At 37.3% G+C, this 21,774-nt stretch carries 18 protein-coding genes and 1 tRNA gene; 17 read left to right on the top strand and 2 right to left on the bottom strand.

The window, feature by feature from the left end:
* Positions 1–108 precede the first annotated feature (108 nt).
* The 17 genes from tuf (at position 109) to EYS08_RS15215 (ending at position 20,476) form a co-directional block, all read left to right on the top strand.
* Positions 109–1,296 carry an elongation factor Tu gene (tuf, locus tag EYS08_RS15295; RefSeq protein WP_057932476.1) on the top strand — a complete coding sequence of 396 codons (1,188 nt, stop codon included), beginning with the start codon at positions 109–111 and terminating at the stop codon, positions 1,294–1,296.
* An 83-nt stretch (positions 1,297–1,379) separates the two neighbouring features.
* Positions 1,380–1,450: transfer RNA gene (locus EYS08_RS15290), tRNA-Trp, on the top strand.
* 109 nt (positions 1,451–1,559) lie between these two features.
* Positions 1,560–1,757 (top strand): preprotein translocase subunit SecE, encoded by a 198-nt coding sequence (gene secE, locus EYS08_RS15285; protein WP_029279332.1) that lies wholly within the window; start codon positions 1,560–1,562, stop codon positions 1,755–1,757.
* Positions 1,758–1,766: 9 nt separating this feature from the next.
* A complete protein-coding gene (nusG, locus tag EYS08_RS15280) occupies positions 1,767–2,306 on the top strand; it encodes a transcription termination/antitermination protein NusG (RefSeq protein WP_025143263.1) in 540 nt (179 codons plus the stop codon).
* 171 nt (positions 2,307–2,477) lie between these two features.
* Positions 2,478–3,932, top strand: a complete 1,455-nt coding sequence (locus EYS08_RS15275) for a hypothetical protein (protein WP_131030859.1) — start codon at positions 2,478–2,480, stop codon at positions 3,930–3,932.
* A gap of 2 nt (positions 3,933–3,934) precedes the next feature.
* Complete coding sequence (locus EYS08_RS15270) at positions 3,935–4,414, top strand: hypothetical protein (RefSeq protein ID WP_131030858.1); 480 nt, start codon at positions 3,935–3,937, stop codon at positions 4,412–4,414.
* A 291-nt stretch (positions 4,415–4,705) separates the two neighbouring features.
* On the top strand, positions 4,706–5,149 hold the full coding sequence (gene rplK, locus EYS08_RS15265) for a 50S ribosomal protein L11 (protein WP_010601094.1): 444 nt from the start codon (positions 4,706–4,708) through the stop codon (positions 5,147–5,149).
* A 20-nt stretch (positions 5,150–5,169) separates the two neighbouring features.
* Positions 5,170–5,868: a 50S ribosomal protein L1 gene (gene rplA, locus EYS08_RS15260; RefSeq protein WP_025143259.1), complete on the top strand. Its 699-nt coding sequence runs from the start codon at positions 5,170–5,172 to the stop codon at positions 5,866–5,868.
* A 2-nt stretch (positions 5,869–5,870) separates the two neighbouring features.
* Complete coding sequence (rplJ, locus tag EYS08_RS15255) at positions 5,871–6,392, top strand: 50S ribosomal protein L10 (RefSeq protein ID WP_010601096.1); 522 nt, start codon at positions 5,871–5,873, stop codon at positions 6,390–6,392.
* 66 nt (positions 6,393–6,458) lie between these two features.
* Positions 6,459–6,836: a 50S ribosomal protein L7/L12 gene (gene rplL / locus EYS08_RS15250; RefSeq protein WP_010601097.1), complete on the top strand. Its 378-nt coding sequence runs from the start codon at positions 6,459–6,461 to the stop codon at positions 6,834–6,836.
* 157 nt (positions 6,837–6,993) lie between these two features.
* The gene (rpoB, locus tag EYS08_RS15245; RefSeq protein ID WP_029279311.1) at positions 6,994–10,797 is read left to right on the top strand and encodes a DNA-directed RNA polymerase subunit beta; all 3,804 of its coding nucleotides are present in this window, start codon (positions 6,994–6,996) and stop codon (positions 10,795–10,797) included.
* 88 nt (positions 10,798–10,885) lie between these two features.
* Entirely contained in the window at positions 10,886–15,172 is a 4,287-nt protein-coding gene (gene rpoC, locus EYS08_RS15240) for a DNA-directed RNA polymerase subunit beta' (RefSeq protein WP_131030857.1), read from the top strand.
* Positions 15,173–15,327: 155 nt separating this feature from the next.
* The gene (locus EYS08_RS15235) at positions 15,328–17,061 is read left to right on the top strand and encodes a DUF4091 domain-containing protein (protein WP_131030856.1); all 1,734 of its coding nucleotides are present in this window, start codon (positions 15,328–15,330) and stop codon (positions 17,059–17,061) included.
* Between the two features lie 32 nt (positions 17,062–17,093).
* Positions 17,094–17,444 (top strand): discoidin domain-containing protein, encoded by a 351-nt coding sequence (locus EYS08_RS15230; protein ID WP_131030943.1) that lies wholly within the window; start codon positions 17,094–17,096, stop codon positions 17,442–17,444.
* Positions 17,445–17,553: 109 nt separating this feature from the next.
* Complete coding sequence (locus tag EYS08_RS15225) at positions 17,554–17,865, top strand: DUF3467 domain-containing protein (RefSeq protein ID WP_055914859.1); 312 nt, start codon at positions 17,554–17,556, stop codon at positions 17,863–17,865.
* Positions 17,866–17,942: 77 nt separating this feature from the next.
* The gene (locus EYS08_RS15220; RefSeq protein WP_131030855.1) at positions 17,943–19,166 is read left to right on the top strand and encodes an OmpP1/FadL family transporter; all 1,224 of its coding nucleotides are present in this window, start codon (positions 17,943–17,945) and stop codon (positions 19,164–19,166) included.
* A gap of 11 nt (positions 19,167–19,177) precedes the next feature.
* A complete protein-coding gene (locus EYS08_RS15215) occupies positions 19,178–20,476 on the top strand; it encodes an SGNH/GDSL hydrolase family protein (RefSeq protein WP_131030854.1) in 1,299 nt (432 codons plus the stop codon).
* A 53-nt stretch (positions 20,477–20,529) separates the two neighbouring features.
* On the opposite strand, the gene miaA is transcribed toward EYS08_RS15215, so the two are convergent.
* Together miaA and EYS08_RS15205 are read right to left on the bottom strand one after the other, a co-directional pair.
* Complete coding sequence (gene miaA, locus EYS08_RS15210; RefSeq protein ID WP_131030853.1) at positions 20,530–21,438, bottom strand: tRNA (adenosine(37)-N6)-dimethylallyltransferase MiaA; 909 nt, start codon at positions 21,436–21,438, stop codon at positions 20,530–20,532.
* A 72-nt stretch (positions 21,439–21,510) separates the two neighbouring features.
* On the bottom strand, positions 21,511–21,774 hold a 264-nt coding region (locus EYS08_RS15205), incomplete at its 5' end, for an IS3 family transposase (RefSeq protein WP_208745862.1).

The raw sequence follows: 21,774 nt of genomic DNA, 5'->3' as shown, positions 1-21,774 counted from the left end.
GTTAAATCTGTTTAATATGCAGGGTAGACAAGGTTTTTTGTGTTGCATTGCATCAAAACAATAAATAAAATTAATAAAAAGTTAACCTACTAATTAGTTATAAATAAAATGGCAAAAGAAAAATTTGACCGTAGTAAACCGCACTTAAACATCGGTACAATCGGTCACGTCGATCACGGTAAAACAACTTTAACAGCAGCTATTACAAAAGTTTTAGCTGATGCAGGTTTATCTGAGGCACGTTCATTCGATTCAATTGACTCAGCTCCTGAGGAAAAAGAAAGAGGTATTACAATTAATACTGCGCACGTTGAGTATTCAACTGCAAACCGTCACTACGCACACGTAGATTGTCCAGGTCACGCGGATTATGTTAAAAACATGGTTACAGGTGCGGCTCAAATGGATGGTGCTATTATCGTTGTTGCTGCTACTGATGGTCCAATGCCACAAACTCGTGAGCACATCTTATTGGCTCGTCAGGTTGGTGTACCTTCATTGGTTGTATTCATGAACAAAGTGGATATGGTTGATGATCCTGAATTATTAGAATTAGTAGAAATGGAAGTTCGTGAATTATTATCGTTCTACGATTTCCCTGGTGATGATATTCCTGTTATTCAAGGTTCTGCTTTAGGTGGTTTGAACGGAGATGCTAAGTGGGTAGCGAAAATTATGGAATTAATGGATGCTGTTGATAGCTACATTCCAATTCCTCCACGTTTAACTGATCTTCCATTCTTAATGCCTGTTGAAGATGTATTCTCGATCACTGGTCGTGGTACTGTAGCAACTGGTCGTATTGAGCGTGGTGTGATCAACTCTGGAGATCCAGTTGAAATCTTAGGTATGGGTGCTGAGAACTTAAAATCTACAGTAACTGGTGTTGAGATGTTCCGTAAGATCTTAGATTATGGTGAAGCTGGTGATAACGTAGGTTTATTGTTACGTGGTATTGAGAAAACTGATATCCGTCGTGGTATGGTAATCTGTAAACCAGGTTCAGTAACTCCTCACACTGATTTCAAAGCTGAGATCTATGTATTATCAAAAGCAGAAGGTGGTCGTCACACTCCATTCTTCAATAAATACCGTCCTCAATTCTATTTCCGTACCACAGACGTTACTGGTGAGATTTCACTAGCTGAAGGTACTGAGATGGTAATGCCAGGTGATAACGTTACAATCACTGTAAAGTTGATCAACGCTATCGCAATGGAAAAAGGTCTACGTTTCGCTATCCGTGAAGGTGGTAGAACAGTAGGTGCTGGTCAGGTAACTGAAATTTTAAAATAAATCTTAAATCCCGATTTATCGGGACTAAAGAAAATAAGAAAAGCAAAGTGTTTGAGTACGCTTAAGCACTTTGCTTTCTAATTACGGGAATAGTTCAACGGTAGAATAGAGGTCTCCAAAACCTTTGATCAGGGTTCGAATCCTTGTTCCCGTGCTCAAAACAATGGTTGAGTAATTGAATGAGTGAATGATTGAATTTGAAGGTTAGCTTTCGAATATTATCATTCACTCATTTAGTCATTCTGTCATTCAATAAATTAAATATGGCTAAAGTAGTTGAGTTTATAAAAGAATCGTACGATGAAATGACCCAGAAGGTTACATGGCCTACCTGGGGTGAACTGCAAAGTTCTGCAATTCTTGTATTAGTGGCTTCTTTAATTATTGCATTGGTTATTTTTGCAATGGATAAAGGATCAACATTTGTGTTAGATACTTTTTATAAATCACTTTCTAATTAATATTTACTAATGAGCGATCTAAAGTGGTACGTTGTAAGGGCTGTTAGCGGTAAGGAAAAGAAAGTAAAACAGTACATTGATGCTGAGATCAGCCGTTTAGGTTTCTCTCATTTGGTTCCTCAGGTTTTAATACCAATGGAAAAATATTACCAAATGAAAGATGGTAAAAAAATTGCCAAAGAGCGTAACTTCTATCCGGGTTATGTTCTAATCGAAGCTACATTAGATGGAGAATTAGAGCACATCATTAAAGGAATTAATAGTGTTATTGGTTTTTTGGGTGATAAAGCTGGTAATCCAATCCCAATGCGCCAGGCAGAAGTTAACCGTATTTTAGGTGTGGTTGATGAGATGAGCGAGCAGGGTGAAACAATGAATGTGCCTTATTACGTTGGCGAAGGCATTAAAGTGATGGACGGACCTTTCAATGGTTTCTCAGGTATTATCGAAGAGGTAAATGAAGAGAAGAAAAAACTGAAAGTGATGGTTAAGATTTTTGGACGTAAAACGCCACTTGAGCTTAACTACATGCAAGTAGAAAAAGAATAAGAAATTATTTAACATATCAAAGAGCCTTAGAATTTATTTTCTAAGGCTTTTTTTGTTTTAGATCGATTTGTATTTTTATATACTTTTGATGTAGAATTTATTTGTAGTTTAAAATTTATTACTATATTCGTTTATCTCATCTCTCAAATAATCATTATCTAAATTAACAAAATGAAGAAAAATTACGCCTCGTTAAAGCAGTATCTATTTGCTTTAACTTTATTACTTGCCACTACTGTTATTATTTATTCTTGTAAAAAGGACAAACATAATGACCTTTCTATCTCCGAGATTGAAAATTTAAAACATTTGTATAAAACTATGAATACAAATAATTTGAATACGAATCTACTTGCGTCATTAAATCCAAAATGGGAAACAATCAAAGAGTCTAAAATAGGCGACACTTTGATTTACGAAGCTGATTTTGATAATCCAAAAGGTGTTTTTATAAGCAGGTATGATATTAATCCGGAGCAGGGTAAAGAACTTTTTTCGAAAAATTTATTTAAGCTCCTCTTTATTAAGAATTTAAAGAATAATGTAACGAAAGGGTATTACATGAGTATTATTTCGGATAACAAAATTGATTTACATGATATGCATTTTAGAAATGTAGGTGAGTTCAGCGGAGATATCAATTTTTACAGTCTTAATGGAACGTTTTTGAATGGCTGGAAGTATCAACATGGAAAAACAACGACTTTTCGAAGAATAAAAAATACCCAAAAAACATTACAAATGGGAATAGGTCCAGATAAATTTTCTCAGTCTTGTAGTATTTTTGGTTATCCGGTTTATGCGACAATTTGCTTTGAGCGAGAAGGAAGCTATGAAGCATGTTTCCCAAAATTAACAGGCTACTCGTATAGTATTAGTTGCTCCGGTGCTGGTGGTGGTCAGTACGAAGAGGTAGATGTTGAACCTGTGGATGGTTCTCCTGATCCTTATGTTGATTGCAACGGTAATGTAAATGGTTCTGCCATTGAAATACCAAATTGTGGTTGTATTGGCGGGACTACGGGTTTAGAGAGTTGTGAGCAGAGAGAAATAATTGATAGTGTTAAAAACCAATGTATTAAAGCACAATTGGCAAATGCATTAAGTGCTAAAACAACGATTAGAAATATGCTTAATGAAACTTTTGGAGGAACCGTACAATTTGAAAGTTTAAATTTAACATTTACAGATGTTACCACTTTGCCTGACAATATTTCTGGAGATGCTGGAAGAGCGAGTGCAACCTCAATTTATTTCGATATTAGATTAAATGCGAACAAGCTGCCGGGCTATTCTCAAGAATATATATTAAGTACTATATACCATGAGATTTTACACGCATACATGTTCAGTAAATTAACCATGGGCTCAGATGGGAAATACAATATTTCAACCCAGCATGAGGATATGGCCAATAAATATTTGATATTAATGACAGGTGCTTTAAAAATTGCTTTTCCGAATATAAGTAGTCAAGATGCTTGGGCTCTTAGTTGGGGAGGTTTAGAAGGAACTAATCTTTACACAAGTAAACTAACTCAAGAACAAAGAGATGCAATAAATGAGGTAAATGGAAAATATATGAATAAGTCTACATCTCCTAAACAAGGAACATATTGTAATTAAATATGAAATACCTATTATTTATTTTTGTTATGCTATTGAGTAGCATAGCATTTGGGCAGAAAACACCTAAGTTGCCAGAGTTCATAAGCAATTTGGTTATAAAGGGTACAAAAGGAGACGCCTATGATAGTACTAAAAAGAATTTTGCACATTTTTTTGCGATAGCACTTTCTTTTGATGCAGAAGGAAAAATTGATACCCTGTATTACTCAAGTAAATTGAACTCCGAAACAAAACGATTATATGCACTTGATAATTCGTTATTAAAAAGAATTAAAACACACAACTTTAAATTTAATGAGTACGCCTCAAAGATTGTGCTCTTTTCTTATTATTGTTATAAAACAACTGATAACTGTATAGATTATGAAACTGGGTTTTTAAATAGCATAGCAAACTTAATCCCTGAAACGGTTTATGGAAAACCCTTAATCGTATTGAAGCCTATAGTTGACGCCAGCTTGCCCCGAGAGGTTAATTAGTTTTGAAATAATCTTAAATAATAATAAGCTATCTGAAAAAGCACAACAGGTATTAGAACGACTAAAGGCCCCTTGTTCCTTAGCCCTCCTAAACAAGATGGGGTTACTTTGAAAGGAAAACAATGAGAGTACATTTTAATTACAAAAATAATAATTTTACCTCACCTATTGTAGGACTGCAAGATTATCCATATCTTTGCAGTCCTTTAAGCTTTATAGGAGCTATGAGGAATTAAATGTTACATGCTTCCAATATTTAACATTGAGTTTTAAATAAACAAAAAACACAAAATGGCAAAAGAAGTCAGTGCAATGATCAAATTACAGATCAAAGGCGGAGCGGCAAATCCATCGCCACCAGTAGGACCTGCATTAGGTGCTAAAGGGGTGAACATTATGGAGTTTTGCAAACAGTACAACGCTCGTACCCAAGATAAAGCAGGTAAAGTATTGCCAGTTGTAATTACTGTTTATGCTGATAAGTCATTCGATTTCATCATCAAAACCCCTCCGGTAGCAATCCAGTTAAAAGATGCTACTAAATTACAGAGTGGTTCTGCTGAGCCTAACCGTAAAAAAGTTGGATCGGTGACCTGGGACCAGATTAAAGTTATTGCTGAAGATAAAATGCCTGATTTAAATGCATTTACGATCGAATCTGCAATGAGTATGGTTGCCGGTACAGCACGCAGTATGGGAATCACCGTTTCTGGTGACGCACCCTGGAACAATTAATTAAAAAACAGTTTACAACAGTGGCGAAATTAACTAAAAATCAAAAAAAGGCACATGCTAAGATAGAAGCTGGTAAAGCTTATACTTTGAAGGATGCTGCTGCTTTGGTAAAAGAAATCACTACTACTAAATTCGATGCTTCAGTTGATATTGATGTATCTTTAGGAGTAGATCCGCGTAAAGCCAATCAAATGGTACGTGGTATTGCTACTTTACCACACGGAACAGGTAAAACTGTACGTGTTTTAGCTTTAGTAACTCCTGATAAGGAAGAAGAAGCAAAAGCAGCTGGCGCAGACTTCGTAGGTTTAGACGAGTATGTAGCTAAAATTGAAGGTGGTTGGACCGATGTAGACATTATTATCACTACACCAGCTTGTATGGCTAAGGTAGGTAAATTGGGCCGTGTTTTAGGTCCAAGGAACTTAATGCCTAACCCAAAATCTGGTACAGTAACTAACGAAGTTGGTAAAGCTGTAACAGAGGTTAAAGCAGGTAAAATTGATTTTAAAGTAGACAAAACGGGTATCATACACGCCTCGATAGGAAAAGTATCATTCCCAGCAGACAAAATTTATGAGAATGCACTTGAGATTATTCAAGTAATTTCTAAATTAAAACCATCTGCTGCAAAAGGAACTTATTTTAAGAGCATTCACGTGTCTTCTACAATGAGTCCTGGGATTGCAATTGAAACAAAATCAGTAGCGGGGATCTAATCATGAACAGAGAAGAAAAAAACGAAGTAGTTTTAGAGCTACAAGGACAAATGCAAGAGTTTGGCAATTTTTATATTGCTGATACATCTAGCCTTTCTGTAGAGCAGATCAATAACATCCGCCGCAAATGTTTCGAAGGTGATATCGTAATGAAGGTTGCTAAGAACTCTTTAATCCGCAAAGCGATTGAAGGTTTAGATGGCGATGCTTCTGAGATATACGAAGCCCTTAAAGGTTCATCATCATTATTATTCTCAAAAACAGCAAACGCTCCGGCTAAGTTGATTAAAACTTTGAGAAAAACTTCTGATAAACCAGTGCTTAAAGCAGCATATATAGATTCATCAGTATACGTTGGCGACGACCAATTGAATAACTTAGTAAGCTTAAAATCAAGAGAAGAGCTTATTGGGGATATCATTGGATTATTACAGTCACCAGCTAAAAATGTTCTATCTGCGCTTCAATCAGGCGGTAGCAAAATTGCAGGAATTGTTAAAACTCTTCAAGAAAGAGAAGGTTAACGAACACCTTAAGTTCGCAAATTAAACAAAATTATTACACACGTAAATTTTTAAAATCTTAATAAAATGGCAGATTTAAAAGCGTTTGCTGAGCAATTAGTAAACTTAACAGTAAAAGAAGTTAATGAATTAGCTCAAATCTTAAAAGATGAGTATGGTATCGAGCCTGCAGCTGCTGCTGTAGTTGCTGGTCCTGCTGCTGGTGGTGATGCACCTGCTGCTGCTGCAGAAAAAACATCTTTTGATGTAATCTTAAAAGAAGCTGGTGGTCAGAAATTAGCAGTTGTAAAACTTGTTAAAGACTTAACTGGTTTAGGTTTGAAAGAAGCTAAAGACTTAGTAGACGGAGCACCAAAAGAATTAAAAGCTGGTGTTGCTAAAGACGAAGCAGAAGCTCTTAAAAAACAACTAGAAGAAGCTGGAGCAGTAGTTGAGATTAAGTAATCACTTAACTTAGCTAAGCTAAAAATGTAGTAGACACCGACTGAAAATGTCGGTGTCTTTACCTGTTTATAAACATCTCATTTTGTTTGGTTAATGAGCCTGTTTGAAATCTGAACCAAACAAATAGTTTATTCTTAAACTAAAATCTTTTAGTCCATTGGCAAAGACAGTCGAACAAAGAGTAAATTTTGCAACTAGTAAGCACATTATAGACTATCCGGATTTTCTGGATGTGCAATTGCAATCATTCAGAGAATTTTTCCAGATAGATACCACATCAGACGATCGCTCTAGCGAAGGTTTGTTTAAAGTGTTTGCTGAAAACTTTCCAATAACAGATTCAAGAAATATCTTCGTATTAGAGTTTCTTGATTATTTTGTTGATCCGCCACGTTACGATATACATGAGTGTATTGAGCGTGGATTAACCTACAATGTTCCATTAAAAGCAAAGCTTAAGCTTTCTTGTAATGATGTAGAACATGAAGATTTTGAAACCATTATCCAGGATGTGTACTTAGGTACTATCCCGTATATGACACCAAAAGGTACGTTTGTTATCAACGGTGCAGAACGTGTTATCGTTTCGCAATTACACCGTTCTCCAGGAGTGTTCTTCGGTCAAAGCCGTCACACTAACGGAACCAAATTGTATTCTGCCCGTGTAATTCCTTTCAAAGGTTCATGGATCGAGTTCGCTACAGACGTTAATAACGTGATGTATGCGTATATCGATCGTAAGAAAAAATTCCCGGTTACCACTTTATTACGTGCTATCGGTTACGATTCTGATAAAGATATCTTGGAACTTTTTGATCTTGCTGACGAAGTAAAAGTTAGTAAATCTGGTTTAAAGAAATACATCGGTCGTAAACTGGCTGCAAGAGTATTGAAAAAATGGGTTGAAGATTTTGTTGATGAAGATACTGGTGAGGTAGTTTCTATCGACCGTAATGAAGTGATTCTTGAAAGAGAAACCGTTTTAGAAGACGAACACATTGATATGGTTATCGAAGCTGGCGTAAAAAGCATCATCTTATCAAAAGAAGATGGCGCAAGTCAGGCTGATTATACCATTATATATAATACATTACAGAAAGATACATCAAACTCAGAAAAAGAAGCTGTAGAAAACATCTATCGTGCTTTGCGTAACGCAGAACCACCTGATGAGGAAACAGCTCGTGGTATCATTGATCGTTTATTCTTTTCAGATAAACGTTACGATTTAGGAGATGTTGGTCGTTACCGCATCAACCGTAAATTAAAAATGAATACCCCTGATGAGGTTAAAGTATTAACAAAAGCAGATATTATTGCAATTGTAAAATACCTGATCAAATTGATCAACTCAAAAGAAGAGGTAGATGATATCGATCACTTGTCTAACCGTCGTGTACGTACGGTAGGTGAGCAATTGTACGCACAATTTGGTGTTGGTTTAGCCCGTATGGCCAGAACAATCCGTGAGCGTATGAACATTCGCGATAACGAGGTTTTTACACCAACTGATTTGATTAACGCCCGTACGTTATCATCGGTTATCAACTCTTTCTTTGGTACTAACCAGTTATCTCAGTTCATGGATCAAACAAATCCATTGGCAGAGATCACGCACAAACGCCGTTTATCGGCTTTAGGTCCAGGTGGTTTATCACGTGAGCGTGCCGGTTTCGAGGTGCGTGACGTTCACTATACTCACTATGGTCGTTTATGTACTATTGAAACTCCAGAGGGACCAAACATTGGTTTGATTTCATCACTTTGTGTGCATGCAAAAATCAATAATTTAGGTTTCATTGAAACACCATACAAACGTGTTGAAGATGGTAAAGTAGTTGTAGATTCAGACGTTATTTATTTATCAGCAGAAGATGAAGATGGTAAAACCATTGCTCAGGCTAATGCAGAGTATGATGATAAAGGTAACTTTACCACACCACGTGTTAAAGCACGTTACGAGGGTGACTTCCCAATTATTGAGCCTGAGAAATTAGACTTAATGGACGTTGCGCCTAACCAGATTACATCAATCGCTGCTTCGTTAATTCCGTTCTTAGAACACGATGATGCGAACAGGGCTTTGATGGGATCGAACATGCAACGCCAGGCCGTACCATTGTTACGTCCTGAAGCACCAATTGTAGGTACAGGTTTAGAAGGTCGCGTTGCACGTGACTCAAGAACTTTGATCAACGCAGAAGGTGACGGTGTTGTAGAGTATGTTGATGCTAACGAAATCACCATTAAATATGAGCGTAACGAAGATGATCGTTTAGTTTCATTTGAAGGTGATAGCAAAACTTACCGTTTAATTAAATTCAAAAAAACCAACCAGAATACTTGTATCAACTTAAAACCAATCGTTAAGAAAGGTCAGAAAGTTACTAAAGGACAAGTACTTTGCGAAGGTTATGCAACTGAAAATGGTGAATTAGCATTGGGTAGAAACCTGAAAGTGGCGTTCATGCCTTGGCAAGGTTTCAACTTTGAGGATGCGATTGTAATTAACGAGCGTATTGTTCGTGATGACGTTTTCACATCATTGCATATTGAAGAGTTTGAATTAGAAGTACGTGATACTAAACGTGGAGAAGAGGAATTAACACCAGATATCCCGAACGTTTCTGAAGAGGCTACTAAAGACCTTGATGAAAACGGTATTATCCGTATTGGTGCTGATGTAAAAGAAGGTGATATTTTAATTGGTAAGATTACTCCAAAAGGAGAATCTGATCCTTCACCGGAAGAGAAATTACTTCGTGCAATTTTTGGTGATAAAGCAGGTGATGTTAAAGATGCGTCTTTAAAAACTCCTCCTTCAATCCAAGGTGTGGTAATTGATACCAAATTATTCAGCCGTGCTAAGAAAACTACAAAAGCTGAGGAAAAATCAGCAATTGAGAAATTAGACAAAGGATATAACAATATCACTGAGAAATTAAAAGCAGAATTAGTTGACAAGTTATTCACGATCGTAAACGGTAAAACATCTCAGGGTGTATTTAACATTTACAAAGAATTATTAGTTGCTAAAGGCGCTAAATTTACTCAGAAAATTTTAGCTGAGCTTGATTATAATCACATTAGCCCTAACAAATGGACTACTGATGATGATAAAAACGAGATGATTAAAATGTTGCTTCACAACTACGGTATCCGTGTTAACGAAGAACTTGGTGCTTACAAACGTGATAAATTCGCGATCAGTGTAGGTGATGAGCTTCCTTCAGGAATCGTACAGATGGCAAAAGTTTATGTAGCTAAAAAACGTAAATTAAAAGTAGGTGATAAAATGGCGGGACGCCACGGTAACAAAGGTATTGTTGCACGTATTGTACGTGATGAAGATATGCCTTTCTTAGCTGATGGTACTCCGGTTGATATCGTGTTGAACCCACTGGGTGTACCTTCACGTATGAACCTTGGTCAGATCTACGAAACCGTATTGGCATGGGCCGGTAAAGAATTGGGTGTTAAATTTGCAACTCCGATTTTTGATGGCGCTACGCACGATGAGGTGGAAGAATGGATCGCTAAAGCAGGAGTTCCTGCTTCAGGAAAAACCTACTTATACAATGGTTTAACAGGTGAGCGTTTCGATCAGACTACAACTGTAGGTATTATCTACATGTTGAAATTAGGCCACATGGTTGATGATAAGATGCACGCCCGTTCAATCGGACCATACTCATTAATTACACAACAACCATTGGGTGGTAAAGCCCAGTTCGGTGGTCAGCGTTTTGGTGAGATGGAGGTTTGGGCATTAGAGGCATTCGGTGCAGCTAATATTCTTCAGGAGATCTTAACCGTTAAATCGGATGATGTAATCGGAAGAGCCAAAACTTACGAAGCCATTGTTAAAGGTGAAAACCTACCAACACCAGGTGTACCAGAATCGTTCAACGTATTGGTACATGAGTTACGCGGATTAGGTTTAGATATTACGTTAGACTAAGTATTGAGTATTAATGTATCAAGTATCAAGATTGGATTATCCGTCTTGATACTCGATACTAAGTACTTGCTACTAAAAACAAAAAGATATGTCTTACAAAAAGGATAATAAATTAAAAAGCAATTTCACATCAATCACGATTAGCTTATCGTCTCCAGAAATTATTTTGGAACGTTCAAGCGGTGAGGTGTTGAAACCAGAAACCATTAATTACCGTACTTACAAACCTGAGCGTGATGGTTTGTTCTGTGAGCGTATTTTTGGTCCGGTAAAAGATTACGAATGTCATTGCGGTAAATACAAACGTATCCGTTATAAAGGTATTGTTTGCGATCGTTGTGGTGTTGAAGTAACGGAGAAAAAAGTACGTCGTGAGCGTATGGGCCACATTGCTTTGGTGGTTCCTGTTGCGCACATATGGTACTTCCGCTCTTTACCAAACAAAATCGGTTATTTATTAGGTTTACCTACTAAAAAATTAGATTTAATTATCTATTACGAGCGTTACGTAGTTATTCAATCAGGCTTAATGGCTGAAGAAGGTATCAATTATATGGACTTCTTAACGGAAGAAGAATATTTAGATATTTTAGATAAATTACCTAAAGAAAACCAATATTTAGACGATAAAGATCCTAATAAATTTATCGCCAAAATGGGTGCTGAAGCATTAGAAGATTTATTAAAACGTATTGATTTAGATACTTTATCTTATGATTTACGTCACCAGGCAGCTAACGAAACTTCTCAACAACGTAAAAATGAGGCTTTAAAACGTCTGCAGGTTGTTGAAGCTTTCCGTGGAGCTAATACACGTATCGAGAATCGCCCTGAGTGGATGATTGTTAAAATCGTTCCGGTTATTCCACCAGAATTACGTCCGTTAGTACCATTAGAAGGTGGCCGTTTCGCTACTTCCGATTTAAATGATTTATACCGTCGTGTAATTATCCGTAACAACCGTTTAAAACGTTTGATCGAGATTAAAGCACCAGAGGTAATTTTACGTAACGAGAAACGTATGTTGCAGGAAGCTGTAGATTCGTTATTCGATAACTCACGTAAAGTTAATGCGGTAAAAACTGAAGGTAACCGTGCTTTGAAATCACTTTCAGATATCCTGAAAGGTAAACAAGGTCGTTTCCGTCAGAATTTATTAGGTAAACGTGTGGATTATTCAGCTCGTTCTGTAATTGTTGTAGGGCCTAGCCTTAAATTACACGAGTGCGGTATTCCTAAAGATATGGCTGCTGAACTTTACAAACCGTTCATTATTCGTAAGATGATTGAGCGTGGTGTAGTAAAAACAGTTAAATCTGCTAAGAAAATCGTTGATAGAAAAGATCCATTAGTTTGGGATATCTTAGAAAATGTATTAAAAGGGCACCCGGTGTTATTAAACCGTGCACCTACGCTACACAGACTAGGTATCCAGGCTTTCCAGCCAAAATTAATTGAAGGAAAAGCAATCCAGTTACACCCATTAGTTTGTACCGCATTCAACGCCGATTTTGATGGTGACCAGATGGCTGTGCACTTACCATTAGGTAACGCAGCAATTTTGGAAGCCCAGGTATTAATGTTGGCCGCACACAACATCTTAAACCCTGCAAACGGTACGCCAATTACAGTACCATCACAGGATATGGTTTTAGGTCTTTATTATATTACTAAAGGCCGCAGAACAGATGAAACTAGAGTTGTAAAAGGACAGGATTCGAATTTCTATTCTCCGGAAGAAGTTATTATTGCTTATAACGAGAAAGAATTAGACTTGCACGCATTTATCAAAGTAAGGGTAAATGTTAAACAAGCCGATGGTTCTATCGTTAATAAATTAACTGAAACCACTGTAGGTAGAGTATTGTTCAACCAAATGGTTCCTGAAGAAGTTGGATATATCAATGAATTATTAACCAAAAAATCTTTAAGAGATATTATTGGTGAAGTAGTGAAAATGACTGGTATGGCCCGTGCTTCACAATTCTTGGATGATATCAAAGAATTAGGTTTCAAAATGGCATTCCAGGGAGGTTTATCGTTCAACTTACAAGACGTAAACATTCCGGTAGAAAAACATACTTTATTAGAACAGGCAGCAGCTGAGGTTGAAGAGGTAAGAAACAACTATAACATGGGTTTCATTACCAACAACGAGCGTTACAACCAGATCATCGATATCTGGACCCGTATCAACAACAGGTTAACTACATTCGTTATGACTCAGTTATCATCAGATAACCAAGGGTTTAACTCGGTTTACATGATGCTTGATTCAGGTGCACGTGGATCTAAAGAGCAGATTCGTCAGCTTTGCGGAATGCGTGGTTTGATGGCGAAACCTCAAAAATCAGGTTCAGGTGGCGATATCATCGAAAACCCGATCTTATCAAACTTTAAAGAAGGTTTATCGGTATTAGAGTACTTTATCTCTACTCACGGTGCACGTAAAGGTTTGGCAGATACGGCGTTAAAAACGGCGGATGCGGGTTACTTAACCCGTCGTTTACATGATGTGGCGCAGGATATGATTGTTAACGATAACGATTGTGGTACTTTAAGGGGTATGTATACTACCGCTTTAAAAGATCAGGAAGATATCGTTGAGCCATTATACGACAGGATTTTAGGCCGTACTTCACTACATGATGTGTACAATCCGTTGGATAACACTTTATTGGTAGGTGCTGGAGAAGATATTAACGAAGATGTAGCTAAATTGATCGAAGAATCTCCACTAGAAGGTATCGAGATCCGTTCAGTATTAACTTGCGAATCTAAACGTGGTGTTTGTGCATTATGTTATGGCCGTAACTTAGCATCTGGTAAACGCGTTCAAAGAGGTGAGGCAGTTGGTGTAATTGCAGCACAGTCAATCGGTGAGCCGGGTACACAGTTAACACTTCGTACTTTCCACGTGGGTGGTACTGCATCAAACATTGCTGCAGAATCTAACATCGTAGCTAAGTTTGATGGTGTAATCGAATTCGAAAATATCCGTACTGTTGATACACAAACAGAAGAAGGAACAGTTCAGGTGGTATTGGGTCGTTCAGGTGAGTTCAAAATTGTTGAGCCGGGAACCGGACGTATCATTGTAACCAATAACATTCCTTACGGTGCATTCTTGTTCGTAAAAGAAGGTGATAAACTTTCTAAAGGTGATAAAATCTGTTCATGGGATCCGTACAACGCGGTTATTCTATCAGAATTTGCCGGTAAAGCACAATTTGATGCCATTATTGAAGGTGTAACCTTCCGTGAAGAATCAGATGAGCAAACTGGTCACCGTGAAAAAGTAATTATCGATACACGTGATAAAACTAAAAACCCTTCAGTTCAGATCGTTGATAAGAAAGGTGAATTCATCAAAGGTTATAACATTCCGGTAGGTGCCCACGTTTCAGTTGATGAAGGTGAGACTATCCAAACTGGTCAGATTATCGCTAAGATTCCTCGTGCAACTGGTAAAACCCGAGATATTACAGGTGGTTTACCTCGTGTAACGGAATTATTTGAAGCGCGTAACCCATCTAACCCAGCTGTAGTAACTGAGATTGATGGTGTGGTAACTTTAGGTGGCGTTAAACGCGGTAACCGTGAAATCACAATCGAATCGAAAGATGGTGAAGTTAAGAAATACCTGGTTCCATTGTCGAAACACATCCTTGTTCAGGATAACGACTTTGTAAAAGCAGGTATGCCTTTATCAGATGGTTCAATTTCTCCTGCCGATATCTTATCAATTAAAGGCCCTGCAGCGGTTCAAGAATACCTGGTAAATGGTATTCAAGAGGTTTACCGTTTACAAGGTGTGAAAATTAACGATAAGCACTTCGAGGTAATTGTTCACCAGATGATGCAGAAAGTTCACATTGAAGATCCAGGTGATACTATTTTCTTAGAAAACAATGCTGTTGACCGTTGGGATTTTGCCGACGAGAACGATGCGATGTATGACAAGAAAGTGGTTGAAGATGCAGGTGATTCTACAGATTTCAAACCAGGTCAGATTGTTTCATTACGTAGATTAAGAGACGAAAATTCTCAATTAAAACGTAAAGATTTAAAACAGATCACGGTTAGAGATGCAAGACCGGCAACTGCAAGTTCTATCTTACAAGGTATTACACGTGCATCATTGGGTACTAAATCGTTCATTTCTGCAGCTTCCTTCCAGGAAACTACGAAAGTATTAAATGAGGCTGCTATTGCAGGTAAACGCGATAATATGTTAGGCTTGAAAGAAAACGTGATCGTTGGTCACTTAATCCCTTCAGGTACTGGTGTTCGTGGTTACGAAAGAATCATCGTTGGTTCTCAAGAAGAATACGATAAATTATTAGCTTCGAAACAAGAAGAAGTAGAAGCTTAGATTTTAATAGTAATTTTAAGCCCTCTGAATTTTTATTCAGGGGGCTTTTTGTTTTAAAGAATCTATCCATTTTGTTACAGTCCGTCAAACGTTTGCGTAGAGGCACCTTCTTCATCACTTAATCTTATTCTAATAGGTTTGATTAACTTAGGTTTATGAAGTTTTTATCAGTGATATTATTAGTGAGTTTGGGTTTAACAAGCGCTGCTCAGGATGTTAGTCTGGCCTTACAAAAGGCAAAATTACCAGATAGTGAAACTATAAATAAGGAGTGGAATAATGCCTCTGAAGGATTAAATATTAGTTTTGCTAATAGCAACCTCAGGTTTGCAAAAGAGGTACCTCCAGCCATTTCAATTCAAAATATATGGAATACTGCTGCCTGGAAAGGGGAAAAAGTACATACGCAGTTGTTACTGTGGACGAAAGCTAAGCATACCAACATCAGTATACAGGTTTCTGATCTGAAAGATCAACAAGGCAATAGCATAAAAAAAGAAAACATTACTTCAGGTATAATTAAATATGTAATTACCGACGAGTTTAGAGATGGCTGTGGCTACCGTAAAGCTGCAGATTTTGATTCATCTTATGTGGCAGACCTGATCGATACCAAAATTAGCAAGATTGCTATTTATGCCAAAAATACGCAACCAGTTTGGTTAAGTATAAAAGTTCCTGTTAATGTAAAAGCTGGAAATTACTCAGGAACGGTCAAAATTAAAGGGGAAGAGGAATACAATTTGCCAATCAAAATCAAGGTACTCGATAAAACTTTACCACCTCCAAGTGAGTGGAAATACGATTTAGATTTATGGCAGCACCCTGCTGCTATTGCCCGGGCACATAACGTAAAATTATGGAGCGACGAACATTTTGTTTTAATGAAACCATATTACACCATGTTGGCCAATGCCGGACAGAAAACAATTACAGCAAGTATTGTAAACGAACCCTGGGGGCATCAAACCTTTGATGACTATCCAAGCTTAATCAAATGGACAAAGAAAAAAGATGGCAGTTGGCTTTACGATTACAGCCTATTTGATAAGTACATTGCTTTTGTAATGACCACTGGCATAAATCAGCGCATTAGTTGCTACAGCATGGTGCCGTGGAAAATTGCTTTTACCTATTGGGATGAAAGTACACAGAAAGAAGCTGTTTTTACAGAAGCCATTGGTACTCCTGGTTACGATGCCTTTTGGAAGAATATGCTTACCGATTTTACCAAACATTTAAAAGCTAAGAACTGGTTCGAGAAAACCTATATCGCTATGGATGAGCGCCCGATGAAGGCTATGCAGGCTGTAATTAAACTATTAAAAAGTATTGATCCAAAATGGAAACTTGCTTTAGCTGGTGAATACCATCAGGAAATTGAAAAAGACATCGATAATTATTGCATTGCTTCAAAATGGGAATTTCCTGCCGATGTGTTGCAAAAACGTAACGAGCAAGGTAAAACCAGCACCTGGTATACTTGCTGTACCGAACCTTACCCAAATGCATTCAGTTTCTCTTCGCCTGCAGAACAGGTATGGATGGGTTGGTACACCGCCCATAAAAATATGGACGGCTATTTGCGCTGGGCCTACAATAGCTGGACAAAGAGTCCATTGACCGATACCCGTTTTACTGCTTGGCCAGCTGGCGATACCTATATGGTTTATCCTGGACCTTTAACCTCTGTCAGGTTCGAAAAAATGATAGAAGGCGGACAGGATTTTGAGAAAATTAAGCTACTGCAGGCACTTTATACCAAAAATAAAAATACAGCAGCATTTGAGGAATTGAATAAAGCCTTAGAAAATTTCAACTTAAAATCATTATCAACTGTTACTGCAGATGAAATTTTAAAACGCGTAAAACCGCTGCTAAACAAATAATAGATGAAACCAAATGCTTTTTTGTAGGGTTGATGATCTGCCTGGTGTATTGCGAATTGAGTTATGCCCAAAGCGATAACAATTTGAAATGGTTTAATCCTCAAACCAACACCTACAGTACATTAAAGGGCAAAGCCTGGCAAAATACCGATAGTGCCAATTATTTAATTGCTTACCAAGATGGAATGCTTGAAAAAGGAGTACTCCAAATCAGTAATGATGGGAAAAACTGGGAAGATGCCGAAACTTTTGGGTTTGGTAATTTAATTAACGATCCAACATCGCGGACACATTATTTCAAGAAAAGAATTTCAGCAAAATATATACAAGTAAAAGCAAAGGCTATTGCAGGTAATAAAAAGCACTGGCTATTGCGGAGGTAGATTTTTTAGAAAAATAACTTTTTAAAGAACTCTAAAATTTAATTTTATTTCAAACATTATATTTTAAATTCCGCTATTAAGCAGCGGAATTTTTTATTTTTGAGCTATTATGGAAGAACAACAAAACGAGAATCAATTAAACATAGAGCTATCAGAAGAAATCGCTGAAGGAATTTTTTCTAACTTAGCTATTATTACCCATTCTAATACCGAATTCGTATTAGATTTTATCCGTGTAATGCCGGGAATTCCGAAGGCAAAGGTGAAATCAAGGATTATATTAACTCCAGAACACGCAAAGCGTCTGTTAGCAGCATTAGAAGATAATATTCAGAAATTCGAAGCCGTAAACGGACGTATTAAAACTCAAGAAGAACCACCTTTTCCTATGGGCTTCGGCGGACCAACCGCTCAGGCGTAAGACTATTCAAAATCTTACAAACAAATGTTTGTTTGCTATGTTAGCATAGCATATATTTGTTATTTAACCATATATAGATGAGAAAAATTTTATTGAGCGCATTACTTTCTGCCCCACTGTGGGTTTTGGGGCAGGGTTTCCAGGTTAATTTACAAGGACAGAAACAAATTGGTATGGCAGGTGCAGGTTCTGCATTGGCTTTAGATGAGGCTTCCGTATTTTACAATCCAGGTGCAGTAACTTTCTTAGAGAAAAACTCAGTTTCAGCAGGCGTAAACCCATTATTATTCAAATCAGCTTTTAAACAAACAGGTTCGAATGTTACAGAGGATGTGAAGAACAAAATTGCTCCTCCTTTCGAATTTTATGCCGTTTGGGGACCAAAATCAAATAAATGGAAGTTAGGCTTAGGTGTGTACACACCTTTCGGCGGTTTAGTAGATTGGGGCGATAATTGGTCTGGTAAGTATGCTTTAACCTCATTAAATTTAAAAGCAATCTATTTTCAACCAACTTTAAGTATAAAAATTACCGATCGTATTGGTATCGGTGCGGGTTTTGTTTATAACCATGGCGATGTAAATCTTCAAAGAGCCATTCCTGTAAATTTTCCTGACGGCCGTTCGGGAAAAGCAACCTTAGATGGCACCGGAACAGGTTATGGATGGAATGCGGGTCTATATATCAAAACATTAAGCAATATCTCTTTTGCACTCGTACATAAATCGAAAGTAATTACAAAACTTGATGGTGGTTCAGCAGAATTTGAAGTTCCAAAGTCATTAGAAGGATCTTTTCCAGCGGGAAATACCTTTAACGCCGAATTGCCTTTGCCAGCAACCACAAGTTTAGGTATAGGTATTCCATTGTCAAAAAGTACAGTTTTAGCTTTTGATGCAAGTTGGGTACAATGGCATATTTATCAGGATTTGTCTTTTGATTATGCTACCAATACACCTGCGCTCGTTGATACAAAATCAGCACGCAATTATCGTGATGGATCTTCGTTTAAATTAGGTATTAACCACCAGGCATCAGAAAAATTAGCATTAAGAGCAGGTGTTGGTTATGCTTTTTCTCCAGTACAGGATGGATACGTAACACCCGAAGCTCCTGATGCTGACCGATACATTTTAAGTGCTGGTTTAGGTTACACTCCAACCCGCCATTTCGAAGTTAATGCATCGTTCTTTTTTGAAGATGTTAAATCGCGTAAACAAAAGAATATTGAAACGGGCCTGGATGGTACCTTTAAAACTTTGGTTTATGCACCAGGTATTTCGTTAACTTATAAATGGTAGGAGAAATTTAAATGAAAAAATATATATTAAATAGTTTCGTTGCTGCTATCATCCTTTTTGCAGCAGCCTGTAAACCCGAAATAGAAACGCCTGCAGGTACAACCGCCGGACAAGCTAATTTTAGTAAATACATTGCAATAGGTAACTCTTTAACTTCCGGATATGCCGATGGTGGCTTATATTTGGAAGGACAAAAAGTTGCTTATCCAAACTTAATTGCCGCCAAAATGGCTACGGTAGGTGGTGGGGCATTTACCTCTCCGTTTTTTAGTGAAGAGCATTCAAATGGCTCAGGTTATATTTCTTTAACAGCATTGGTTAATGGTACGCCAACTTTAACTCCTGTAATTGATAAACTGGCTATAAGAGATGCAGCGAAGCATTTAGATAAATACAATGGCGAAATCCAAAACTTAGGCATTCCGGGCATGCGTGTTGATTTAGCCTTCGATCCAACACTTACTTTCAGTGCTGCAAATCCTTATTTCGAGCGTTTGTTGCCAGATGCCCAGGTAGGTAAAACCAATTATTTTCAGTTTATTCAAGGAAGAAATCATACTTTTTTTTCGCTTTGGCTTGGAAATAATGATGTATTGGGTTATGCTTTAAATGGAGCGGTTACGGTATCTACTGATCCAACTACCACTTTAACCGATAAGGTTACCTTCTCTTCTTTGTATGCTAATTTTTTAAATGCCTTAACTGCTGGTGGCCAAAAAGGTATAGTTGGTACTATTCCTGATGTAACTGCTGTTCCTTATTTTAATACGGTTACCGTAGCAGCTTTATTAAATGCGGCTAAAGCAATTAATCCTGCAGCGTCATCTATTTATATTCAAACAGGAACAGGTGCGGTAAGGCCTGCAACTGCTGAAGATTTAATCCGTTTGCCGTTTCAATCAGAAGGCATATTTGGAAAACCAAATGGTTCTGGCATTCCTTATGGTTTGCACCCCTTAAATCCAATCGAAAATAAATGGGTATTGGATAAGGATGAAGTAATTAAAGTGAAAGATTATGTAAATAGCTATAATAGCAGCATTAAATCTTTAGCCACAAGCAAAGGTTTAGCCATTGCAGATACTTATGCTTATTTTAATCAGGTTAAAACTGGTATTAATGTTCAGGGTGTTGGTATTAACGCTTCATTTATTACTGGGGGCGCATTCTCTTTAGATGGTATTCATTTAACACCGCGTGGAAATGCAGTAATTGCAAATGTGTTTATTGATGCCATTAATGCTAAATATGGCTCTACCATTCCAACGGTTGATATTACACAATATAGAGGTGTAAAATTTCCGAATTAATTAAAAAGGTTTTTTATACTTTAAAGAGGTTCTAACGCTGTTAGGACCTCTTTTCATTTTAGTCTGTCGTTGATGAGATTGATTACCTTTTCTTTTTCAATAGGCTCAAACCAATTGATCTCTTCATCTCTTCTAAACCAGGTAAGTTGGCGTTTAGCAAAGCGACGTGTATTTTGTTTAATTGCAGCAACGGCATTCTCAAGAGATAATTTTCCGTCTAGATGATCGAAAAGCTCACTATAACCTACCGTATTCAAAGCATTGTATTTTTTAAACGGTATGAGCGATTTTACTTCATCTACTAAGCCATCAGCAATCATTTTATCAACTCTTCGGTTAATTCGGTTGTATAGAACAGCGCGATCAGTATTTAACCCGATTTTGATTATATTAAATGGTCTTTCCTTTTTTGTTGCCGAAAGCATTGACGAAAGTTTTTGGCCCGTTGATAAAAATACCTCCAAACCCCTGATCATTCTCTGTGGATTTTGTTGATCTACCTTTGCGAAATATTCCGGATCTAAGGTTGCCAGCTGTTTTTGGATACTTATTAATCCTTCTTCTTCAAATTGTTTATTCAGTTTTTCGCGTATCGCTAAATCAATATCTGGCATTTCATCTAAGCCATTAATTAAGGCATTTACATATAAACCCGAACCTCCAACCATAATGGCCAGGTTGTGGTCTTTAAAAATTCGATCGAGCGTTCTTAAACCTTCTATTTCAAAATCACCTGTGCTAAATAGTTGTGAAACAGAATGAGAGTTAACAAAATGATGTTTCGCCGCCGTTAATTCGGTAGCATCTGGTTTTGCCGTTCCGATTTCCATTTCCTTAAAAAACTGGCGAGAATCGGCAGAAATAATTTCTGTGCCAAAATGTTGCGCCAGTTGAATAGCCAAGGCTGTTTTGCCAATTGCAGTAGGGCCAACAATGGATATTAAGGTTTTTGGGTGAAGCATAGGGGTTGTATAAAATAAAAGCTGCCAAATTTAAATATTGGTGTGACCCCAAAAAGTTGGACAGATTCAAAATTAAGTTTTTTGTACGAGAGCTCGGTATTCCACCGGGCTCTTTCCATTTAACCTGTTTTTTATTCTTTTATTGTTGTAGTAATGAATATATTCTTTTAACGAAGTGATAAATTCTTCTGCAGTTTCAAAGCTCTCTCTGTACAGCAATTCTGTCTTCATAATACCAAAAAAGCTTTCGGCCAAGGCGTTATCTAAGCAATTTCCTTTTCTGGACATGCTTTGGATAATTCCATTTTTTTCCAGAGCCTTTCTATATCCGTAATG

The sequence above is a fragment of the Pedobacter kyonggii genome (assembly GCF_004310665.1).
GTDB classification, from domain to species: domain Bacteria; phylum Bacteroidota; class Bacteroidia; order Sphingobacteriales; family Sphingobacteriaceae; genus Pedobacter; species Pedobacter kyonggii.
This window is presented reverse-complemented; position numbering and strand designations above follow the sequence as displayed.

What these genes read in the sequence shown, in the direction of transcription:
- tuf (WP_057932476.1), top strand. Translation starts at nt 109, where the DNA reads ATGGCAAAAGAAAAATTTGACCGTAGTAAACCGCACTTAAACATCGGT.
- EYS08_RS15220 (WP_131030855.1), top strand. Translation starts at nt 17,943, where the DNA reads ATGAGAAAAATTTTATTGAGCGCATTACTTTCTGCCCCACTGTGGGTT.
- EYS08_RS15235 (WP_131030856.1), top strand. Translation starts at nt 15,328, where the DNA reads ATGAAGTTTTTATCAGTGATATTATTAGTGAGTTTGGGTTTAACAAGC.
- EYS08_RS15270 (WP_131030858.1), top strand. Translation starts at nt 3,935, where the DNA reads ATGAAATACCTATTATTTATTTTTGTTATGCTATTGAGTAGCATAGCA.
- rplJ (WP_010601096.1), top strand. Translation starts at nt 5,871, where the DNA reads ATGAACAGAGAAGAAAAAAACGAAGTAGTTTTAGAGCTACAAGGACAA.
- miaA (WP_131030853.1), bottom strand. Translation starts at nt 21,438, where the DNA reads ATGCTTCACCCAAAAACCTTAATATCCATTGTTGGCCCTACTGCAATT.
- EYS08_RS15275 (WP_131030859.1), top strand. Translation starts at nt 2,478, where the DNA reads ATGAAGAAAAATTACGCCTCGTTAAAGCAGTATCTATTTGCTTTAACT.
- nusG (WP_025143263.1), top strand. Translation starts at nt 1,767, where the DNA reads ATGAGCGATCTAAAGTGGTACGTTGTAAGGGCTGTTAGCGGTAAGGAA.
- EYS08_RS15230 (WP_131030943.1), top strand. Translation starts at nt 17,094, where the DNA reads ATGATCTGCCTGGTGTATTGCGAATTGAGTTATGCCCAAAGCGATAAC.
- EYS08_RS15215 (WP_131030854.1), top strand. Translation starts at nt 19,178, where the DNA reads ATGAAAAAATATATATTAAATAGTTTCGTTGCTGCTATCATCCTTTTT.
- rplL (WP_010601097.1), top strand. Translation starts at nt 6,459, where the DNA reads ATGGCAGATTTAAAAGCGTTTGCTGAGCAATTAGTAAACTTAACAGTA.
- rplK (WP_010601094.1), top strand. Translation starts at nt 4,706, where the DNA reads ATGGCAAAAGAAGTCAGTGCAATGATCAAATTACAGATCAAAGGCGGA.
- secE (WP_029279332.1), top strand. Translation starts at nt 1,560, where the DNA reads ATGGCTAAAGTAGTTGAGTTTATAAAAGAATCGTACGATGAAATGACC.
- rpoC (WP_131030857.1), top strand. Translation starts at nt 10,886, where the DNA reads ATGTCTTACAAAAAGGATAATAAATTAAAAAGCAATTTCACATCAATC.
- EYS08_RS15225 (WP_055914859.1), top strand. Translation starts at nt 17,554, where the DNA reads ATGGAAGAACAACAAAACGAGAATCAATTAAACATAGAGCTATCAGAA.